We start from the raw sequence: 20815 nt of genomic DNA, 5'->3' as shown, positions 1-20815 counted from the left end.
GTGGAAACTGGGGAGGCTGACCCGGTGCGGGATAGGGTTGCGCTGCTGCATCGGTGCACCCGCCCGCATCCGTTGATACGGTCTCTTCTTTGCCGTATCCTCCCTGCTTTTCATTTCCCACGGAATCGGCAGGAATGGTCATCTCCGGACTCTGCTTTTCTCCCCAGGCATAGCGGGCCTGGGTTTCTTCCGGTGACAGGGGTGCTCCCTGATAGGGGGCTGCTCCGGGAATCTGCGAAGCGTAATGGGGCTGGCCCATGTCCGGCCCGGGCTGTGCAGAACCGAAGGTCATGCTGGCACCCTGCATGCCAACATCAGAGATCTGGCCTGTGGCATGTTCTGTCATGTGACCATGCCCCTGTCCGGTAGTGCCGGATGGAGGCTGTGCCTGGGCTGGAGATGGGTAGACCCCGCCCTTGCTGTCGTTATGGCTCATCTGTTCTTCTCCTTGGTTGGGGGTGGAGCAACGAAACAAGGCTGAAAATCCGATGATGCATCTGGTTGCTCAGGCATGGCTCGTAACGCATTGTTTGGCTTTTGCCATGCCGCAGCAGGTTTTTATACGTGTTGTGGGAATGGGTATCGCATAGGGATTATTTCTTACTTTTTATTGCATCGCAAGGTTTCAGGGCATTTTTTTATGAAAGCCCAGCAGGCGGGAGGAATTGGCCAGAACACCCAGACTGTGCCCCATGTGCACAAGACCTGCAGCCACAGGAGAAAGCAGCCCCAGAGCACCGAGGCTCACGCCCACAAGGTTGGATCCCGTGGCAATCCAAAAATTCTGTCGCACGATGCCAAGGGTTTTCTGACTGAGTCCATATACATCGGCCAGGGCATCCAGATCGTCGGAAGCAAGGGCAATGTCTGCCGCTTCCACGGCAACTTCTGATCCGGCCGTGCCGATGGCCACTCCCACATCGGCGGAGGTCAGGGCCAGAGCATCATTGATGCCATCTCCCACCACCATGGTTTTCCAGGATTCCGTCATGGCTTTCCGCACGATCTCGGCTTTCTCTTCGGGCATGAGGGAAGCATGACATTCTTCTATGCCGAGACTTTCGGCCAGCTGTCTTGCGCTGTTTTCCTCATCTCCGGTGATGAGCACAATGCGACGGACCCCCATTGCCCTCAGACGATCCAGTACCCGTTTTGCTTCGGGCCTCACCTGGGAGGCAAAACCCATGAGGCCTAAGGGTTGTTTATCCTGAAAGACATGGAGCACTGTAAGGCCCTTGCGACTCATACGGTCAAATTCATCGGCAAGAATACTGTTATGGGCATCAAACATGCTGAGAAGTTTGGAATTACCCACCAGCATTTCCCGGCCGTTTATCACAGCCCGCATGCCCATGCCCAGATAATACTCGCAGACTTCGTGGGCCAGTGGGGAAAGCCCCCTTCGCTGGGCTTCGGCCACTACGGCCTGGGCCAGAGGATGATGGTTGTGGGTTTCCGTTGAGCAGGCAAGGGTCAGCAGATCATTTTCTTCCATGCCGGGAAGGGTGACCACCTCCTGCAGTACGGGTTCCGTTGTGGTGAGGGTGCCGGTTTTATCAAAGAAAATCAGATTACATTTTCCGGCTTCTTCCAGATATCGTCCTCCTTTGACGAGAATGCGGTTTCTGGCTGCCGCACTGATGGCTGCACTGATGGCTGTAGATGCCGCCAGCACGGTGGCGCAGGGGCAGGCCATGACCAGCAGCACCGTAAAGGAGCGCCAGGCACTGCCCGTGGTGAGGAAGGTGACAGCCGTCACACCCAGCCCAACTTTTACCAGGCTGGATGCCAGTCTGTCCGCAACGCCTTCTATGGGAGCCCTGCTTTCCAGAGCGCATTCCACCTTGTGCATGACCCTTGCAAGGTAGGTACTGTCGCCTACAAATTCCGCCCTTACCTGAATGACGCCCTGGCGGACAAAGGTACCTGCATGTACGGTATCGCCTTCTTTTTTGTGAACCTGTTCGTCCCTGCCGGTGATGGGAGCCTCATTCACCAGAGCCTGACCATGGATAATGGTACCATCCACGGATATTTTTTCTCCTGTGTGCAGCACGACAATATCGCCTGCTTCCAGCTCCGATACATGGCGTTCCACTTCAACGCCATCCATCAGCACAAAGGTATGATGGGAGGTGATATCCAGAATGGACGCAATGCTTTTACGGGAGCGTTCCGCTATCCATGCGGAAAGAAGTTCCGCGCCGGAATTGATCCAGAGAATTTCCAAAGCGGTCATGGCTTCGCCTGCGGCAATGGCTGCCGTGCTTCCTGCGGCAAGGAAGCCATCCAGGGTGAGTTTTCGTTCTCGGGTCCGCTTCAGTGCCGACCGGATGAGGGGTACGGTAAGGGCAAAGGTAGCCATTCCCAGAGGACTGAAGGCTGTCTGCAGAGTGGCCGTTTTAAAAAGGGCATTGCGCAGAACCACCCCTCCCATTACTGCCGAAACGGCAGCAAAGCGGATGAAGGCCTTTCGGACAGCATGTTCTTCCACACAGACGCATTCGGGGTTCTCCTCAGCCGGATTTTTCAGCGGGGTGGTCGAACCGGCGTTGAAAAAATGATCCAGAAAATCAAGGAGGTTCTCTCGGGAAAGCCTGTCCCTGTCATAGAGCATCACAAGGCTGGCACATCCGGGGTTGATGCGGATCCAGAGCAGTCCTTCCATGCGTTCCGTTTTTTCTTTCAGTTCCTGTTCTGTTTCTGCCAGACGGAGACGGGAAGCATGGATGCGGATGCGGCCGGGGATATCGTGGCGGATGGCAAATTTTTTTTTCATGGTCTTTTCCTGGCAGTGAAACAGGGGGTCAGGAAGCGAACGGGGCAGACAAATAGCTGTCCGCCCCGTAAGGATGTGAAAGAATACGAAAGACTATAAATGATTATTTGATGTCTGTCACCTGAATCCAGAGAACGGCTTCTTTGACCATATCGATATCGTTATACTCGGTTTCAACAAGATCGGGTGCGGCTATGCCCCACCAGCCTGCCTTGGGAAGGCCGATGGTGAATTCGCCGTTGGCGTTTGCCCGGATACCCATGGATTCAAAGGCAGGATGGGGAGCTTTGATACCGGGGCGTTTTTTGAAAGCATTTCTTCTCATGTCGGGCTCATGATTGAGATACTCAATTTCCAGTTCCGCATGGGGAACTGGTTCGCCATTGGCCATGACCACACCACGGAAAACGCCGCCGGTCCAGTTTGCATAGGGCTTGTCAAGGGGAACAATTTCAACGGGGAGACCCACAGGCTCATGCCAGTTACCCGGAACGCCACCGACGTTCATGATCATTTTCGTATACTGCTGAATATATTCATCTTCTCCCTCCAGATAGGGAGAGGGTACCAGCACAAAGACATAGTCTCCCATGGAGCGCATGACACGGGAAGGAATTTTTGCATCATAGGCTTTTCCCTCATTATCCAGACTTTTCCAGCTGATTTCGTGAAGGAATTCTTTCAGGTCGGTTTTACGGGGTTGGCCTTCTTCGCCTCTCTGGTGGATGACATAGAATTCTTCAACAGGTCCCATGTCCATGGTGTGGTCTGCATCAAAAGGATGGGTGAACACCAGTTTCAGGTTCAGGTCTCCGCCGGTTTCCAGAGCACTCTGGGGAGTGTAGACCATCTGGAAATGGGCAAGTGCGGAGGCGGCTGAGAAAAGGGTGATGAGGCCGGCAAGAATAAATCCTTTTTTCATCTGTCGTCCTTTGGTTTCATTGAAGTTATGCTGGGGTTACTGATTCTGAATGTCCGTTGCCCCAATGGCCCCGGACATTTGTATACATTATTCAAAAATTTGAGAACCGGGGATTTCGATACTGTGCCCTTCTCCTCCATCGAACGTGACGGAGTAATTTCCTTTGGGCTTTTCGAACTCAACGTCACTGGTCCGGGAAAGTTCCAGTCTTTTGACTTCTTTGCCGGAGCTGTCTTTTATGACCACAGGAACCCCTGCTGCTGTGGATCCATCTGAAAAACCTCCTTCGCAATAAATGGTGCCGTCTCCGTTGTCAAAGCAGGAGAACAGGGGGGTATGGGCCATGGCCGAAAGGGGCAGCATCATAAATCCAGCAAGAATGGGTAGGGTTGCCATTTTTCCAAGTTTCATAGTATCTCCTTGCCTAGAAAGGTTAGAAAATCAAAGTTATATCGGTAAAGCTTTTTTTGTTTGTTAAGTCTAAAAAAATGCGTGCGAGAATGAACCTTGGCCTGAATAGTATCCTGGCGGTCTATTTTTTAGGCTTTACTTCAGATTGTGAATCTTCTCCCTTTTTGTTTGCCGGATCAGACTCAGGGTAGTGAATTCCCAGTTTTTGTGCGGTGCAGGAAGTATCGCATGCGGACGGACAGGAGTCACAGGAACATCCTTTTTTCCGGAAGAAAATATGCCACAGATAAAATATGGCCCATGCTACAATGGCGATGAGTATCAGATATTCCCAGAACATGGTTAGGCTCCTTTTATTCCGGATGAGGCCATCTGTTCCGCCTTCCATGCTGGATCCCTGACAAAAGAGAGAAGGAGGGCTGTTCCAAGGGCCACAACATAGAAACCGGCCATGGCTTGCAGGCCACTGAGGTTCAGGGCAGAGCCGATGGTGAATACCCCACTGGCTATGGCCAGGCCGAATAAAGTGGGGAAGATAATGGAAAACACCATCCATTTATAGGACCCCGTCTGCACCTTGATCATAATGGTTGCGGCAAGGCAGGGCGGATAGAGCGCAAAAAAGATCATAAGGGCAAGGGCATGCAGGGGAGTTGTTCCAAAGGCATCGCTTTCCCTGCTCATACGTTCTTCAAGGGCGATGTTTTCATCCGCTCCCTGTTGAAAAAGAACGCCGAGGGTGGCTACGCTGGATTCTCTGGCAGCAAAGGAGCTGATGAGGGCCACATTGATTTTCCAGTCAAAACCAGCAAACTGGGTGACCGGTTCCAGAGCCCTGCCTACTTTGCCAAAATAGCTGTACACAATGGTGTCTTCTCTGATGGCGGCCCGGATGTCGCCCCGTTCCGCAGTCAGGGTCCGTAAGGAGCGGCTGATGGCCCTGGTTTCTCCGGTTCTGGCTCTCAGGAGGGGAAAAAGTTCCGGATGCAATGCTTCGTAGCGTTCATCCACAGTCTGGGAAGCTTCCTGGGAAGAGGCTGCCATTTTGGCTTCACGGTAGGTGGTGGCGATATTGAGAAGATCCAGTATTGCCTGATCCTCCTGCAGCATCGGAGCAAAATCCGTTCCCTGAATGTTTTCCCTGAAGTCTGCGAGTGCAATCCCCATTCTGACCTCGTAGTCAGCCATGCGTTCTTCGGGAACTCCGGGGAATTGCAGCAGTACATACACACAGACCGCAACAGCCACAACAATGGTACCCACTTTTTTGATATATACCCATGTGCGGTCAAAGGCTCTGCGCAGTACACCCATGAGGGTAGGCATATGGTAGTTGGGCATTTCCATGACAAAGGGCGCTGTTTCCTGGCCCCTCAGGATGGTCATGGTGAGCAGCTTGGCCACGATCATGGCCATGATGATGGTGATGGTGGAAATAAAGAGCATTACCCAGGACTGATGAGCCGCAAAGTAGATATTGACCAAAAGGGCATACAGAGGAATTTTTGCTAGGCAGTTCATGTAGGGAACGGTGAGTATGGTAGCCATACGGGACCGTTCATCCGGAATTCCCTTTGTGGCCATGATACCGGGAACGGCACATCCACCTGTGAAAACTCCCCCAAGAATGAAGGGGAGGGTAGACTGGCCGTGCAGGCCGAAACTCTGGAAAATCCGATCCAGAATAAAGGCGATGCGGGCCATATATCCGGAATCTTCCAGTATGGCAATGAGAGCAAACAGAATGAGGAATATGGGCACGTAATTCAGCAGGGTATTCACACTGTCGATCATCCACAGGGGGAGGGAGCGCAGTATGGTATCATTGAGCATACCCGGGTCGGGCAGAAAACCTGCCAGTGTCCCACGGACCCATGCCAGAACGGGCCAGGTGATGGCTGTCAGTTTGTAGCCCTGCACTATGGACAGTTCGTAGATCATGTACACGGTAAAGACCAGAAAAAGAGGTGCAAGGCCCCTGTGCAGAAGAACCCTGTCTATCTTTTCCGAGAACCGTATCCTGTCTTTTCCTGTAATTTCAACGCATTCATCCACAATGGCAACGGCAAGCTGATCCCTGCACGCGACAACATGGTCTCCTGGAGAAAGATTGGTGTCTTTCCGGAAAGCGGCAATGAGATCCCGCACGGTGTCCAGTACCCTGCCCGCATCCTTATGGTATTCCTTCAGAAGACGGATACCTTCATTGTCTTCTTCCATGAGCTTTATGGCCAGCCAGCGCAGGGGAACTTTTTGTCCCAGACTTTCCGATTCTTTCAGCAGGTCCAGTATGGCAGACAGGGGCTTTTCAAGAGGGCCATACTGGATGGGAAGCGGAGCCGGGCGTGTACCGGCGGTCTGTCGTATGGCCTGTTTCAGCTCTGCCCTGCCTTTGCTTTTTCTCCCAACGGTGGGAACCACAGGGATACCCAGTTTTTCAGAAAGTCGGAAAGCATCAATCTTATGGCCGTTAGCTTCGGCTACATCCACCATGTTCAGGGCCATTACCACAGGAAAAGACATTTCCAGAAGCTGGAAGGTAAAGTAAAGACCCCTTCTCAGGCTGGAAGCGTCAATTACATTTACTATGACTTCCGGTTTTTCCTGGAGCAGGAAATCACGGGCAACCCTCTCTTCCAGAGAAAAAGAGGTAAGACTGTAGGTTCCCGGCAGATCCACAACCTCCACCCTGCCCTCTTTATCCCGGTAACTTCCAACCTTTTTGTCAACAGTGACACCTGGATAATTGGCAATATGCTGGTTGGCGCCTGTCAGCATATTGAACATGGTGGACTTTCCGGCATTCTGCTGCCCGGCAAGACCGATCATTATGGGATTTGCGGTGGAGGACATGGGAACCTTTGAAGAAAAAAGTTGCTGTATGTTTCGGGTTGCAGTGGAGGACAAGCCGGAAACCTATAAATCCTGCACCTCGATAAGGGCAGCTTCCCGTTTTCGCAGGGTTACATAGTAATCACCAACCCGCATTTCGAGAGGGTCGCCTAAGGTGGCACAGCGGACAACCTCCACTTCCATGTTGGGGACAAAGCCAAGGTCCAGAAGTCGCTGTCGAACGGCCCCGCAGGATTTATGTCCCCGGATGCGGCATCGGCAACCTTTGCCGACCTGAGTTAATACCTGGCAGTCAAGGGGGCAGGCTGTATGCGCCGTTTCCGGTTCACATTGGCAGGTGTTGCCGTTTTTTCGGTGTTTTCTGCGCAGTCGATAAAGCATTTGTCTTCTCCTTGTTTTTTGCAGCAGCCGAAAACTGGGCGCAAATGCTGTTTCATTTTTGGATGTTATTTCCGGTGTTTTTGCGGCTAGTTAAATTCATAGGCGCCATCTTTATTTTTGCCTCAGCCAAACACGTGGAACAAACTAAGTTGTCAAAGGGGGTTTGTCAAGGTTTTTTGATCCTTGTGCAGAGTTTTTAGTCTCCCAAAAAAACAGCTTCTTTTCCGGGTTTTTCGGAAAAGAAGCTGTTTTTTTTTGTGTATGTGGCGCTGACCATTTGTCTGCAACAGCGGGGCTGATTCAGGGAAGAATTTCTTCTTTTAAGAGACAGCAGGCGATGCGGTAGGCAGGCGTGCCTTGTGCTGTGTACCGAAGATTGGCAGGCTGAACCAGACGATTCATGACGCATCCCTCTGGAATGCGGAGAGAAAAAAAGTTACCCTCATGCAGAGGCGGGCGCTCCATGAGTCTGTTCTCCTGAATTTCAAAGGCATGGATGGGGTAGTCCTCGCACAGGGGACACCGGTAGACCCGTCCGTTGGGAAAGACGAAAAAGTTATCTGCCACGAGCCCTGCACATTCAAAGTGGTCTTTTTCTTCCAGAAAGACCCTGGGCCAGGTGACGCCAATCCCCAGAGAGGCAACTTCTCTGGCCACCTGCGGTACAAGGGAGGTCCATGTTTCACGATTTACCTGCTTTTGACCCGGATCCTGAACGGAGTTGCCCCTCATTCCCAGTACCTGAATGAAAAAGCGGGAGATGCCCAGATCCTTGAGAAGCTCCGGCATCTTTTCCAGTTCATGAATATTGTTGTCGCTTACTGTGTAGATCAGGCTGGTGGAGAAACCTTTATCCGCAGCTTTGCGGGCGTTTTGTGTGCAGATATCAAAAACGCCTTCCCCCCTTATGGCGTCGCAGGTAGGGGCTGTGGCACCATCCAGGCTGAAGCTGAAGAAGTCCACGTCATCTGGGCTTACTTTTTCCAGTATATTATGGAAAAGATAACCGTTGGAATCAATGGTGACAGATGCGTAGCCCATGGCTTTGGCTGTTTTGACGGCGCGGCTGAGGTCGGGGTGAAGGGTGGGTTCTCCGCCGAGAAAGATCACGTTGGCCGTTTTTTTTCTTTCGGAAAAAAGGGCCAGCCAGGCCTCAATGGTTTCTATGGAAAGGGTTTGGCTGCCGTGCTGATCCTGACGGATGTAGCAGTGCCTGCACTTCAGGTTGCAGGCCGTAAGAATGTGAAAAAAAAGATTGGTGGCATGGGGCTGGAAAGCAACGGTTTTTTGTTTCATTTTTTTTTGTCCAGGCTTTTTTTCAGACTTTCGGATTCTTTTTTTGCTGATACCAGTTCTTCATTGGCCAGTCGGAGGCGCGCGGAGAGGTATTCGGCAAAAATTTTATAAAGGAGAAGGAGGAAGTCCATCTGGGCATCGCTGCCCTCTTCTCCGGCCATGCGGTTGTCTGCGCTGGTATCCACGGCAAGGCAGACAGCAGGCCCCATGGCAATCACATCCGCACTGCGGGCTCTTTTGTCAATGAGGCGCATTTCCCCAAAAATTTCTCCCATTGTATGGATGCGGGAGATTTCATGTCCGTCTTTCTGGATTCGGACACTGCCTGCAAGAAGAAAATAAAGCCAGGAATCCTGGTCTCCATCTTTTATGATGAATTCTCCATCTTCATATTCCCTGATTTTACTCAATCGCAGAAGCCGGGAAAGGCTGCGGACCTCAAAATGACGCAGGGCTGGAATCTGCATGAGTTTTTGTATATTTTCGATGTTGTCTTTAAGGTACCGGCTTTCGATCATGGGAGCTTCCTTTTCCGAAATGGTGAACGGCTTCCAAAGAACCCATGAAAGATAGCCTTTACACGAAGGGCTGTCCAGAACCAAGGGCTTCCCATTTTTTCAAAATACATGCCCATGCAGGGATATCCGGACCTCGGGCGGCAGCCCTCTTGAGGCCATCCGTCACTACCCGTTCGAGGCCATTCATCCTTTTTACGATGGCAATGGCCGCACCGGGCATATCCTCAATGTTCTTTATCTGATCGGCAGGGCCTGCTGACCCTGCCGATACCCTATCTGAGCCGTTATATTGTGCAGATTAAATCCGCATATTACCATATCCTGAATCAGGTGACGCAGAAGGCAGGGTGGGAAGAATGGATTCTTTTCATGCTCAAAGGGGTTGAGCAGGTAGCCCGCTGGACTTGCCTGAAAATTGCCGTTGTGCGGTCATTGATGGAGCAAACGAGGCTCCATGTTAATGAAAAGCTGCCAAAGATCTACAGCCACGAATGGCTGTAGCTGCTTTTCGAACAGCTCTGTTGCCGGATCAGCTCGCTGGTGGAACGGGATATCGCCAGGCGGCAGACAGCATCGGTTTATCTGAAGAAACCCGTGGAGATCGGTGTTCTGGGAGAAGAGGCCTGTGGCAAGGAGAAAGTATTCATCCATACGAAGCTCATGCGACGGATGTCCCAGGACAGCAACACACACCCTGGCTGGCATCACGAGCTGCTTCATGTTCATGGCGGATCGCTTCAGTTCAGGAAAATTGGAAGACGAGATTCTGTACTTGCCGGTGGACACCCGTAAAGGGTGCCTCTACAAAACAGGGGAAGTAAAAAGCATTCGTAGGGGCAGGTCTTTAAGCCTGCCCTGGGGTGAGGGTCTAATGCCTGGGTGCATAGATGGCAACATTATCGAAGAATCAACCCGATTTCATCATGGGATCACCTGGGATCTGAAAATATCTTTTTAAACCGGTTCGATGGGCTTGCTTATTCAGGAGAAATGATTTTAATCTTTGGGAAGTAGGTTGGGTACCTGTTTTTATCTCGTGTGATTAACGCAAGATCTAGTACAGCGGCTTGTGCCCCGATAAAAAAATCCGGCAATGGAGACTTCTTTGTACCTTTCTGCTTTCGATATTTGAGAAAAGCTTTACCAGCAAGGAAAAGGGCTTTCTTTGGAATTTCTAACATTTTAAATCCGCTTTTTGAAACAGCAACTTCCAATTCCTTAATCTTATTGAATCCAATGGAAATTTCAGAATATATGATGGGGTTAATGTATAAAGGAGTCTGTTGGGCATTTTCAAAAAGAGAGGCCTCTGACCATTCAGCCCAAACAGGATCAGCGAGAAAAATATCCAGGATTCTATTTGGAATCAACAAGAAGACCTTTCATAAATCATCTCTTGTGAGTGCCATTCTTTCATCTGTGGTCATTTTGACAGTTGCCACACCACGAAGTTTTTTAAACCTGTTGGTTGCACGGTCTGTTCCATTTCGTTTTGCCAAAAAGATCCGGCTTCCCTCTTCTCCAAAATCAATCTTTGTATCTGGAGTTATCCCTAATTTTTCCCGTATATGAATGGGTATCGTAACCTGTCCTTTGGTTGTCACTCTCATTTTTTTTCTCTAATATCCTTTGATTTACTGCTTTTGGCTTTGATCTGGGCCATGACCATCAGAGAGAAGTCATTGTCGCTGGCTTCCAGTGTATCCCAAGGATCTTCCAGTCCATAAGTTTGACAATGGGGAAGCGGAAGTCAAGGCTAAAGCATCATAATTCTCTGGAATAGGAATCCGGCCTGAAATTTTTTTTGCTCCTTTGTTTTTATGCGACCTGAACTGTCGCATGGATGGTTTATAATGTGCCCAGGTTTGAAGAGGAAAAACCATTCAAAACAGAGGGCATTATATGAGAACCTGTCTTCCTTTCCTTGTTTCCGTATTTCTTATGGTGGCATGCCTTGAGACTGGCATCGAAACAGTACAAAGGACTGCTTTTTTTCCGGAACCCCGGAAAGCACAGCCACGGTGCTGGAAAAAAGTTTACCCATGCAAACGGGTCTCATTTCAAGACCACTTCCGGTGAATACTCTGCGGAATTTACGGGCCGGATATCCAAAGAACTCCATGAGCAGGCCGTTTTTTTCTGATTGAAAAAAAGATCAAAGAGCTTGCCGAAACCCTTCTTGAAAACAATCAGCATACAGGGGACATGACCGAGACCGTCACCGAAGCCATCGACCACTATCTCATCACTTTGGAAAAAAGCATACCTGAAGAATTAAAACAGGCCCTTGCAGAAAAAAATATCCCCGAAGAAATCATAAAACTGGCTTTGGTCTATCTTTTTATGGACGCTTCCCTATGGCTTGAAGGCCAAAGGATACAGATCATTTTCAGCCTCCAGATGCGGTTGACATAATTGTAATGCGACTACAAGAAGATCTCCTGTCAATTGTAATTGTCAGATGATTCGGGCCTTAATTTTAAAAAAGGGGATTCTGGGATTTTCGGTTTTTGGCAGGTATCAGCCTTTTTATGCACAGACCCAATCCTGAATCCGCAGCCCCCAAGGTTGCCTGGCAGTGTGAACGAAGCCTGTCGTGTGCTATGGTTATGTGTCGATAGAATCCAGAAGTTTCGACATCCCTGTTTGGCCGTGTCGATGGTATGAACCTGCTTCAGGTAAGGAAAATTCTATGATCAGATTTTGTACCTGTCAGTGGGCATCCGTAAAGGGTTTCTCTATGACCGTAAAAAACCTTATTGCCTGACATCAAACGGACCAACAAGCTATGGCTGAATGAAGGAGACCGCATGTTTAAGGATTTTTCTCTGGGATGCCTTGTTTTAATAGCTTTGGTAATCCTTGTTCCTTTGGGAATGGTTATTTTTCAGACCTTATTCTGGACTGCCAGCCAGTTGATCAAGCTTGTTGTTGCTGTTGTCGTACTGATCATCATAGGCAGGGCCGTGAGAATGCTTTTAAACAGATAAGCTGTTAGATATTCTCAGTAATTTTTGGAAAGCACCATGTGTTGAGGGCTTGAGAAACACAGATTTTCATATACTCCCCCTACCCCTCCAGACACCCCTTGGTAAGGCTGGCATCAAAGTTCACAGGATATTTCCCGTCAAAGCAGGCCATGCAAAACCCATCCCCCTTCTTTTCAATCCCCGTGGCCTTTACAAGGCCCTCAATGGAAAGGTAATGCAGGGAATCCAGCCCCAGATAATCCCTTAACTCTTCCACTGTTTTGCTGGCTGCTATCAGCTCGCCCTTGCTGGAAAAATCAATGCCATAGACGCAGGGAAAGCGGTGTGGCGGGCAACTGATGCGCATGTGTACCTTGTTGACACCAAGCTCCCGCAGTGCCTTTACTCGGGTTTTGGCCGTGGTGCCCCGAATGATGGAATCTTCAATAATAATGATGTCCTTTCCCCGGAGCACTTCCTTTACGGGGTTGAGCTTCACCCGAACGCTGAAATCCCGCATCTCCTGGGTGGGCTGGATAAAGGTACGGCCCACGTAGTGGTTGCGGATCATACCCATTTCAAAGGGAATGCCCGAGGCTTCGGCGTAGCCGATGGCGGCATACATGCCGGAGTCGGGAAAGGGCATGACAAGATCCGCCTTTACCGGTGCCTCAAGTGCCAAAGCCCTGCCGTGGGCCTTGCGGGTTTCATACACATTTTTTTCAAAGATGGTGGAATCCGGCCGGGCGAAATAAATGTATTCGAAAATGCAGAAATGCCTTTTGGGTGCCGGATGGGGATTAAAGGAGCGGATGCCGTCTTCATGGATGATGACAATCTCGCCGGGGTCCAGCTCCCGGATGAACTCCGCCTGCACCAGATCCAGAGCGCAGGTTTCCGAGGCCAGCACATAGCGGCCGTTGAGTTTTCCGAGGCATAAGGGCCTGAAGCCGTTGGGGTCTTTCATGCCGATGAGCTCCCCGTGGCTGGTGGAGGCCACAAAGGAATAGGCCCCTTCGAGGCGCAGAGCCGTGCGGGACAGTGCTTCTTCCAAAGTGGCGTTTTTCAGGTTCTTGATGAAAAGATGGATGGCGATTTCCGAATCCATGGTGGTCTGGAAGATGGAGCCTTCATCCTCCAGTTCCCGTTTGAGAATATGGGCATTGACGAGGTTACCGTTGTGGGCAAGGGCGTAGTGTCTGCCCTTGTGCTGTACCACAAAGGGCTGGGCATTAAGGATGTTGGAGCCGCCTGTGGTGGAATAGCGCACATGGCCGATGCCCGTGCCGCCCCCCAGAGTCTGGATATCCTGTTTTTGAAAGATATCCGGAACCAGCCCCATGCCCTTGTGGCAGAGGATGGTTTTGTCACGGCTGACGGCAATACCGCCGCTTTCCTGGCCCCTGTGCTGTAGGGCGTAGAGTCCGAAATAACAGAGCTGGGCGGCATCGGGATGCTGATGGACACCGAAGATTCCGCAGGCTTCTCTGGGGCGCTGGCTGGTCATGGTGTATTTCCTTATATTGTGGCCGTATTTCTTGTTTGAATTTTTCTGAAACTATACCCTCACCCCGGCCCTCTGGCTTCGAGAGCCTCAGCCACCACCCAGGGGGAGAGGGTGAAGGGCAGGCACAGGGGCCTGCCCCTACGATATTATGCCCTTAGCCCGGTCATTGTTTCTGGGGGAGAGGGGTATCAGGAATGGTACTCCTGCAGGCTGCGTACATCCGGAGCACCCTGCTGTAGAACGGATACAGCATGGCGAATGGACCTTGCCCCTGCCATGGTGGTGGTATAGGGAACACGGTACTGCAGGGCTGCCCTTCGGATGCGGTATCCGTCTTCCTGAATACGGGTATCGTTGCTGGCTGTGTTCACAATGAGCTGAATTTCTCCGTTTTTGATGGCATCCACCACATGGGGTCTGCCGATGGAAACCTTTTTGATCATGCGGTTTTCAACGCCATTTTCCTTAAACCAGGTGGATGTGCCTCTGGTTGCGGCAATGGAAAAGCCTAAGGCGGCAAATTCCTTGGCAAGCCTCAGGGCTGCTGCTTTGTCAGCATCTTTAACACTGATGAAAACACAGCCGGATAAGGGGATTTTCTGACCCACACCGTGCATGGCCTTAGCAAAGGCCATACCCAGATCCATATCAATGCCCATAACTTCGCCCGTTGATTTCATTTCAGGCCCCAGCAGGGTATCGGATTCGGGGAAGCGGTCAAAGGGCAGCACAACTTCCTTGACGGAGTAATGCCCTAGAGTAAGTTTTTCCGTCAGCCCCATACCGGAAAGTTTTTCACCCATCATAACCCTCGTGGCAAGTTTTGCCAGAGGAACACCCGTGGCCTTACTCACAAAGGGAATGGTGCGGGAAGCTCTGGGGTTTACCTCCAGCACGAAGAGTTCTTGGCCCTGTATGGCGTACTGAACGTTCATAAGCCCCACCACCTTCAGCTCCTTTGCCATGGCCTTGGTTGCGGCACTCACCTCTTCCAGCATCTTTTCGCCGATACTGTAGGGCGGCAGCACGCAAGCGGAGTCTCCGGAGTGGACACCTGCTTCCTCGATATGCTCCATGATGCCACCGATGATGGTGGTTTCTCCGTCGCTGATGGCATCCACATCCAGCTCCACGGCATCGGAAACAAATTTATCTATCAGCACAGGATGACCCGGTGAGGCTTCCATGGCAAGCCGGGTAAAGGAAAGCAGGGAATCATCGTCATAGACTATCTTCATGGCCCTTCCCCCCAGTACATAGGAAGGCCGTACCACCACGGGATAGCCTATCTTCTGTGCCACCTTCAGGGCTGCTTCCACGGAGCTGGCCGTCCCGTTGGCGGGCTGGCGCAGGCCCAGTTTATGCAGCATGGCCTGAAAAAGCTCCCTGTCTTCGGCCATGTCTATGCTTTCGGGCTGGGTTCCCAGAATGGGAACGCCTTCGGCATGGAGGGCTTCGGAGAGGTTGAGGGGGGTCTGCCCGCCGAACTGCACGATAACTCCGTCGGGCTTTTCCTTTTCAATGATGTGCAGCACATCTTCTCTGGTCAGGGGCTCGAAGTAGAGTTTATCCGAGGTATCATAATCCGTGGAAACGGTTTCCGGGTTGGAGTTCACCATTATGGATTCAACACCCATCTCCCGCAGGGCAAAGGCCGCATGCACACAGCAGTAGTCGAACTCAATGCCCTGCCCGATGCGGTTGGGTCCGCCGCCCAGAATCATCACCTTTTTTTTGTCCGATACCCTGGCCTCGCATTCTTCTTCCCAGGTGGAATAGTAATAGGGTGTGGCTGCCCGGAACTCCGCAGCACAGGTGTCCACAAGCTTGAAGACCGGAGCAAGGCCAAGTTCTTTGCGTTTTTCCGAGATCTTTTTTTCAGTACTTCCCGTAAGCCATGCGATCTGCACATCGGAAAAACCCATCTGCTTGGCCTGCAGAAGAAGGTCTTTGTCCATTTTTTCTCCGGCCCTGCGGATGGTATCCTCAAAGGAAACAAGCACACGGATCTGGTGGAGAAACCATGGGTCTATGGAGGTCAGCTCATGGATGGCTTCCACGCTCATTTTCTGGCGGAAAGCTTCCCGGATATAGAAAAGACGGCGGGAGTTGGGGGTGGCAAGTTTGTGATAAATCTCCGCCTGACCGGGTTTTCTTCCTTCGAGATCCTCGATATCCCGACCGTCGGCACCAAGGCCGAAGCGGCCAATCTCAAGGCTTCTCAGGGCTTTCTGCAGGGCTTCTCTGAAGGTACGGCCTATGGCCATGGTTTCTCCAACGCTTTTCATGGCCGTTGTGAGCACATCCGGGCTTTCCGGAAATTTTTCAAAGGTCCAGCGAGGAATTTTCACAACACAATAATCAAGGCTTGGCTCAAAGGCGGCCAGTGTTTCACCGGTGATATCGTTTTTCAGCTCATCCAGGGTATAGCCCACGGCCAGCTTGGCGGCGATTTTGGCAATGGGGTAGCCCGTGGCCTTGGATGCCAGGGCCGAGCTGCGGGAAACCCTGGGGTTCATCTCTACGATGATCATTTCCCCGTTTTCAGGGTTTACGGCAAACTGAACATTGGAGCCGCCCGTATCCACGCCGATTTCACGGATGATGGCAATGGCCGCATCCCTCATCACCTGATATTCCCGGTCGGAAAGGGTCTGGGCCGGGGCAACGGTGATGGAATCCCCCGTATGAATCCCCATGGGATCAATATTTTCTATGGAGCATATAATGACTACATTGTCGGCCCTGTCCCGCACCACTTCCAGCTCATATTCCTTCCATCCGAGAACGGATTCTTCCAGCATGACCTGGGTGATGTGGCTGGCATCCAGCCCTGCCCTTGCCATCCGCTCCAGTTCCTCCATGTGGTAGGCAACGCCGCCGCCCGTACCGCCCAGGGTGAAGCTCGGTCTTATAATGATGGGAAAGCCGATTTCTTTTCCGATGCTTCGGACCTCATCCATGTTATGGGCAAAGCCGCTCTTTGGAATGCGAAGGCCGATTTTGTTCATGGCATCCCGGAAGCGTTCCCTGTCTTCGGCCTTTTCAATGGCGTCTATGGAGGCACCAATCATCTCTACCCTGTACGTTTCGAGAACGCCCATGCGGGCAAGGCTCAGGGCTGTATTGAGTCCGGTCTGGCCCCCCAGGGTGGGCAGGATGGCGTCCGGCCTTTCCCTTTCAATGATGCGGGCCACGGTTTCCGGGGTTACGGGCTCAATGTAGGTGCGGTCTGCGGTTTCCGGGTCCGTCATGATGGTGGCGGGGTTCGAGTTGACCAGCACCACCTCATAGCCCTCTTCCCGCAGGGCTTTGCAGGCCTGGGTACCGGAGTAGTCAAATTCGCAGGCCTGGCTGATGATGATGGGGCCTGCGCCGATAATCATGATTTTATGGATATCCGTCCGTTTTGGCATGGAAGTGTCTTCTCCGTACAAAAAAGGGGTCAGACCCCTTTTGTTTTTTTATTCTTTTGCTCCGCCACCATTTCAGAAAAATCATTAAACAGATAATGGGCGTCATGGGGGCCGGGGGAGGCTTCCGGATGGTACTGCACCGTGAATATGGGAAGGGTGTTGTGCCGGAAGCCTTCCAGTGTGCCATCATTGAGATTCACGTGGGTAACGGTGACAAGGGCGGAGTCCAGTGTGCTGATGTCTACGGCAAAACCATGATTCTGGCTGGTGATTTCCACGCGTTTTGTGACCTCGTTGCGTACGGCCTGATTGCCGCCCCTGTGCCCGAAGGGCAGTTTGAAGGTTTTGGCACCCATGGCAAGGCCTAATAGCTGATTACCAAGGCAGATACCAAAGATGGGCTTAAAGCCGATCAGCTCGCCGATGGTTTGTACGGCATAGCTTACGGGTTCGGGGTCTCCGGGGCCGTTGGAAAGGAAAATACCGTCTGGATTCAGGGCCTTGACCGTGGAGGCGGATGTGGTGGCGGGAAGAACCAGCACCTCAAAGCCTGCCGTTTCCAGAGAACGGAGAATATTGTATTTTATTCCGAAGTCAAAGGCTGCCACCGTATGGTTTTTGTTTTTCTTCCATATGTTTTCATTGAGTTCTGCCGAAGGCCCCAGGGAAATGCGCCGTCCGTCCCGCCAGAAGTAGGGTATTTCTGTGGAAACCTCCCTTGCCAGATCCCGGCCAGTCATGGATGGCAGGGCTTTTGCCTTTTCCACAAGTTTTACCGTATCCGTTTCCAGGGTGGAAATGACGGCACGCATGGCACCTTTTTCCCGGAGGTGTCGGGTAAGGGCACGGGTGTCCAGACCTTCAATGCCCATCACATCCTGGGATTTCAGATAGGCCGCAAGGGATGATGTGGCCCTGTGGTTACTGTAAAAATCCTGATATTCCCTGACAATGAAGGCCGCCACCTGAATGCGGTCGGATTCCACATCTTCCGGGTTGACGCCGTAGTTGCCCATGAGGGGACAGGTCATGGTGACCATCTGCCCCCTGTAAGAAGGATCGGTGAGAACTTCCTGATAGCCGGTCATGCTGGTGTTGAACACCACTTCGCCGCCTGCTTCTCCTGCTCCGGTAAAGCTTGTGCAGGGAAAAATGCGGCCGTCTTCCAGGGCCAGAATTGCTTTCATTGAACCCCCTTGCATGGAAACGGCGCAGTAATCCCCGAAGGAAAAATGCGCCATTTTTCACAAAATAAAAATACAGGCAGAGTGATTGATGCCATAATGAAAAACCTTATTCAGTTAGCACTGTTTTTGTTTTGTGTAAAGAGCCGTAGAGAAAAAACAAGGTAGTCGCAATGTATCCCTGCCCCTGTCCGGTGTCTGCATGTGGCTGTCCGCGGGCACCCGTAAAGGCTGCCCCTGTAACTATCCGATGGGTTCGGCCGGATGCAGATCCCAGATGCCGCAGGGGCAGGCACCGGCGCAGAATCCGCAGGCCATGCAGCGATCTGCGTCCACTTCATAGGAAAAGCTGTTTTTTCCAAGGTCTTTTCTGGAAATGGCTCCTCCGGGACAGAGCTCCACACAGATACCGCAATCACGGCAGTTGCCGCAGGAGGCACACTGGGAACCGCAGCCACCCAGATCTTCCTTCGGAGGAATGCGGGGATCAAAATATTCCAGATGCACCCTTTCCAGTTTCAGTATTTCCCTTGCATCCATTTCCGGAAGCCTGCCTTTGGCCATGTCGTCGATGGCCTGGGCTGTTCTGCGTCCCGCACCGATGGCATCGGTGATGAGGCCCTGCCCCACCATGTCGCCGATGGCAAAGATTTGAGCGTCCGTGGTCTGTCCGTATTCATTGACCCGGATGCGTCCCTTTTCCACCACCACACTTTCCGGCAGAAAATCCAGCACTGCCATGTCGCCTATGGATGTTACAATGGTGTCCGCCGGAATCAGCTCACCGTTTTCAAGCAGCACGCCTTCTTTCGTGAGGGCTTTGGTGAAACAGGGCCAGCGGAAGACGGCACCGGCTTTTTCCGCATCTTCCTTTTCCACACCAAAGGCAGCTGGTTTTTGTATGTCTATGAGGGTGATGTTCTCTGCGCCCAGACGTTTTGCTTCCGTTGCCACATCGCAGCCCACGTTGCCCGCACCGATAATCACCACATTTTTTCCGGGTTTTAGGGTGTTGGCTTTGGCCTGTTCCAGAAAATCAAGGGAAGTGATCTGCCGCTCTCCGCCTTCTATCCTAAGGCGTCTGGGTGCGGATGCGCCGGTGGCTATAATGATGTGGTCGTGGTCGCTTTTCAGCCGCTCCACATCCTTTCGGGTAAGGGACTGTTTGAGGTGGATGTGGGGTATGATTTCCGCAACCCTTTCCAGTTCTTTTTTCAGTACTTCCTGTGGAATGCGGGATTCGGGAATCACAGAGCGCATTTTTCCGCCCAGCACCTCGCTCCGGTCCAGAATTACCACATCATGCCCTTTGGATCGGAGCTGCCAGGCCACGGAAATACCCGCAGGCCCGCCACCGACAACGGCTACTTTTCTGCCATCGGCGGGGGGAAATATCGGCATGGATGCGGTAACGGAAGCTTTTCCCAGGGGTTTTATATCCACAGGGGCCATAAAGGCACTGCTTCGGGTGCAGGCTTCCATGCAGGGGTTGGGACAGAGATAACCGCAGACCGTTGCGGGAAAGGGCGTGTAGCTCAAGGCCATATCCACGGCTTCGTCCATGCGGCCTTCCCGGATCAGCTGCCAGCGCTGCTGAACGGGAATGCCCGTGGGACAGGTGCCTTCACAGGGGGCTTTGTATTTCCGGTTCTCCCATACGGGTACAAAGCGCCGCAGTCTTCCTCTGGTAATCAGGGGGATGGGGCTCATGTCCAGATCCGTCAGATCACCGATGAGTCCGCCCTTGCCCAGCTCTTTGTCCCAGATGCCTTTGCGGAAATCCGCCATGGAGCGGCGCTCCACCTCCCGTTTTTCCATGGGAGAGCGGGCTGCGAGGCACTGCCAGTCTTCCCGTACGCTGAGGATGTCGTAGAGTTCGGGTTTTTGAATTTTTATAAGAAAATCCGAAAGCCCCTTTTTCAGCCAGACCCAGTCTTCTTCTTCAATGGGAACCATGCGGGCATCGGGCTGACTGAATCCGTTCATGGGGCCCCGGAAAAAGACCTGACCGCCCACCATGCCCACCATGGGCCGGTGCCCCAGAATATTGGCAGGATTCTGAGGCTGCCATCCGCAGATAACCGCTTTTCCGCCTGCCATGAATTCTCCGAAAAAATCTCCGGCGGAACCAAGAACCCAGAGTTCGGGTGGTTCAAAACGGGGGTTGCGTTTGGTCATGGTCATGCTGCGGGAGCCCACGGATCCGGCTACCCAGACCTTGCCCTGGGCCATGCCGTTGCAGGTTCCGTTACCGGCATTGCCATGGACGAGTATGGTGGCTCCGGCATTGAGCCAGCCCGTGTCTTCGGAGGCGGAACCCATGACTTCTATTTCTGTGTTGGGATAGCCGAAGCTCCCCAGGCGCTGGCCCGCTGTACCTTCGATGCGTATACGTACGGGTTCTTCTGTCTGCCAGAGTCTGCCGCCGATGCCGTGCTGACCCGCCGCCCGGATTTCCAGCCTGCGGAAGCCCGCATGGACGGCCTCCTGAATATGTTCTTCCAGAAGGCGGGACTCCAGGCGGATACCGTCACTATCCCTGCCTTCTATAATAAACGTTGTCGTGTTCTGCATGCTTT

The 20815-nt window shown here is 52.1% G+C and carries 20 protein-coding genes; 5 read left to right on the top strand and 15 right to left on the bottom strand.

Going from position 1 to position 20815, the window contains the following annotated elements; translation table 11 throughout:
* The 9 genes from OOT00_RS12780 to OOT00_RS12740 form a co-directional block, all read right to left on the bottom strand.
* On the bottom strand, nt 1-436 hold a 436-nt coding region (locus OOT00_RS12780), incomplete at its 3' end, for a hypothetical protein (RefSeq protein ID WP_265425773.1).
* 189 nt (nt 437-625) lie between these two features.
* A complete protein-coding gene (locus tag OOT00_RS12775) occupies nt 626-2779 on the bottom strand; it encodes a heavy metal translocating P-type ATPase (RefSeq protein ID WP_265425772.1) in 2154 nt (717 codons plus the stop codon).
* 103 nt (nt 2780-2882) lie between these two features.
* Entirely contained in the window at nt 2883-3701 is an 819-nt protein-coding gene (locus OOT00_RS12770) for a DUF4198 domain-containing protein (protein ID WP_265425771.1), read from the bottom strand.
* A gap of 87 nt (nt 3702-3788) precedes the next feature.
* The gene (locus OOT00_RS12765; protein WP_265425770.1) at nt 3789-4112 is read right to left on the bottom strand and encodes a flagellar hook assembly protein FlgD; all 324 of its coding nucleotides are present in this window, start codon (nt 4110-4112) and stop codon (nt 3789-3791) included.
* Nucleotides 4113-4233: 121 nt separating this feature from the next.
* Nucleotides 4234-4452: a FeoB-associated Cys-rich membrane protein gene (locus OOT00_RS12760; protein WP_265425769.1), complete on the bottom strand. Its 219-nt coding sequence runs from the start codon at nt 4450-4452 to the stop codon at nt 4234-4236.
* A 2-nt stretch (nt 4453-4454) separates the two neighbouring features.
* Complete coding sequence (gene feoB, locus OOT00_RS12755; protein ID WP_265425768.1) at nt 4455-6965, bottom strand: ferrous iron transport protein B; 2511 nt, start codon at nt 6963-6965, stop codon at nt 4455-4457.
* 63 nt (nt 6966-7028) lie between these two features.
* A complete protein-coding gene (locus OOT00_RS12750) occupies nt 7029-7346 on the bottom strand; it encodes a FeoA family protein (protein WP_265425767.1) in 318 nt (105 codons plus the stop codon).
* A 300-nt stretch (nt 7347-7646) separates the two neighbouring features.
* A complete protein-coding gene (locus tag OOT00_RS12745) occupies nt 7647-8642 on the bottom strand; it encodes a radical SAM protein (protein ID WP_265425766.1) in 996 nt (331 codons plus the stop codon).
* On the bottom strand, nt 8639-9160 hold the full coding sequence (locus tag OOT00_RS12740; RefSeq protein WP_265425765.1) for a cyclic nucleotide-binding domain-containing protein: 522 nt from the start codon (nt 9158-9160) through the stop codon (nt 8639-8641). Before OOT00_RS12740 ends, OOT00_RS12745 begins: the two co-directional genes overlap by 4 nt.
* 70 nt (nt 9161-9230) lie before the next feature.
* Here OOT00_RS12740 and OOT00_RS16480 point away from each other — a divergent pair, with 70 nt between their 5' ends.
* The 3 genes from OOT00_RS16480 to OOT00_RS12730 are packed head-to-tail and all read left to right on the top strand — an operon-like array spanning nt 9231 to nt 9952.
* Nucleotides 9231-9419 (top strand): Fic family protein, encoded by a 189-nt coding sequence (locus tag OOT00_RS16480; protein ID WP_368407602.1) that lies wholly within the window; start codon nt 9231-9233, stop codon nt 9417-9419.
* Between the two features lie 32 nt (nt 9420-9451).
* The gene (locus OOT00_RS12735) at nt 9452-9661 is read left to right on the top strand and encodes a hypothetical protein (protein ID WP_265425764.1); all 210 of its coding nucleotides are present in this window, start codon (nt 9452-9454) and stop codon (nt 9659-9661) included.
* Nucleotides 9662-9952: a hypothetical protein gene (locus tag OOT00_RS12730; protein ID WP_368407601.1), complete on the top strand. Its 291-nt coding sequence runs from the start codon at nt 9662-9664 to the stop codon at nt 9950-9952.
* A 185-nt stretch (nt 9953-10137) separates the two neighbouring features.
* Here the strand turns inward: OOT00_RS12730 and OOT00_RS12725 are convergent, their stop codons facing one another.
* On the bottom strand, nt 10138-10530 hold the full coding sequence (locus OOT00_RS12725; protein WP_265425762.1) for a type II toxin-antitoxin system VapC family toxin: 393 nt from the start codon (nt 10528-10530) through the stop codon (nt 10138-10140).
* Between the two features lie 12 nt (nt 10531-10542).
* Nucleotides 10543-10770, bottom strand: coding sequence for an AbrB/MazE/SpoVT family DNA-binding domain-containing protein (locus OOT00_RS12720; protein WP_265425761.1), 228 nt, complete (start codon nt 10768-10770; stop codon nt 10543-10545).
* Nucleotides 10771-11365: 595 nt separating this feature from the next.
* On the opposite strand from OOT00_RS12720, the gene OOT00_RS12715 reads away from it, so the two are divergent.
* Entirely contained in the window at nt 11366-11575 is a 210-nt protein-coding gene (locus OOT00_RS12715) for a hypothetical protein (RefSeq protein ID WP_265425760.1), read from the top strand.
* Nucleotides 11576-11970: 395 nt separating this feature from the next.
* Nucleotides 11971-12150: a hypothetical protein gene (locus OOT00_RS12710; protein WP_265425759.1), complete on the top strand. Its 180-nt coding sequence runs from the start codon at nt 11971-11973 to the stop codon at nt 12148-12150.
* A 79-nt stretch (nt 12151-12229) separates the two neighbouring features.
* Here the strand turns inward: OOT00_RS12710 and purF are convergent, their stop codons facing one another.
* From purF to OOT00_RS12690, 4 genes are all read right to left on the bottom strand, one after another.
* Nucleotides 12230-13636: an amidophosphoribosyltransferase gene (purF, locus tag OOT00_RS12705; RefSeq protein WP_265425758.1), complete on the bottom strand. Its 1407-nt coding sequence runs from the start codon at nt 13634-13636 to the stop codon at nt 12230-12232.
* Between the two features lie 188 nt (nt 13637-13824).
* Complete coding sequence (gene carB / locus OOT00_RS12700; protein ID WP_265425757.1) at nt 13825-17052, bottom strand: carbamoyl-phosphate synthase large subunit; 3228 nt, start codon at nt 17050-17052, stop codon at nt 13825-13827.
* Between the two features lie 29 nt (nt 17053-17081).
* The gene (carA, locus tag OOT00_RS12695) at nt 17082-18239 is read right to left on the bottom strand and encodes a glutamine-hydrolyzing carbamoyl-phosphate synthase small subunit (RefSeq protein ID WP_265425756.1); all 1158 of its coding nucleotides are present in this window, start codon (nt 18237-18239) and stop codon (nt 17082-17084) included.
* Between the two features lie 240 nt (nt 18240-18479).
* A complete protein-coding gene (locus tag OOT00_RS12690; RefSeq protein WP_265425755.1) occupies nt 18480-20810 on the bottom strand; it encodes an FAD-dependent oxidoreductase in 2331 nt (776 codons plus the stop codon).
* Nucleotides 20811-20815 lie beyond the last annotated feature (5 nt).

The organism is Desulfobotulus pelophilus, assembly GCF_026155325.1.
In the GTDB taxonomy this organism is placed as follows: domain Bacteria; phylum Desulfobacterota; class Desulfobacteria; order Desulfobacterales; family ASO4-4; genus Desulfobotulus; species Desulfobotulus pelophilus.
This window is presented reverse-complemented; position numbering and strand designations above follow the sequence as displayed.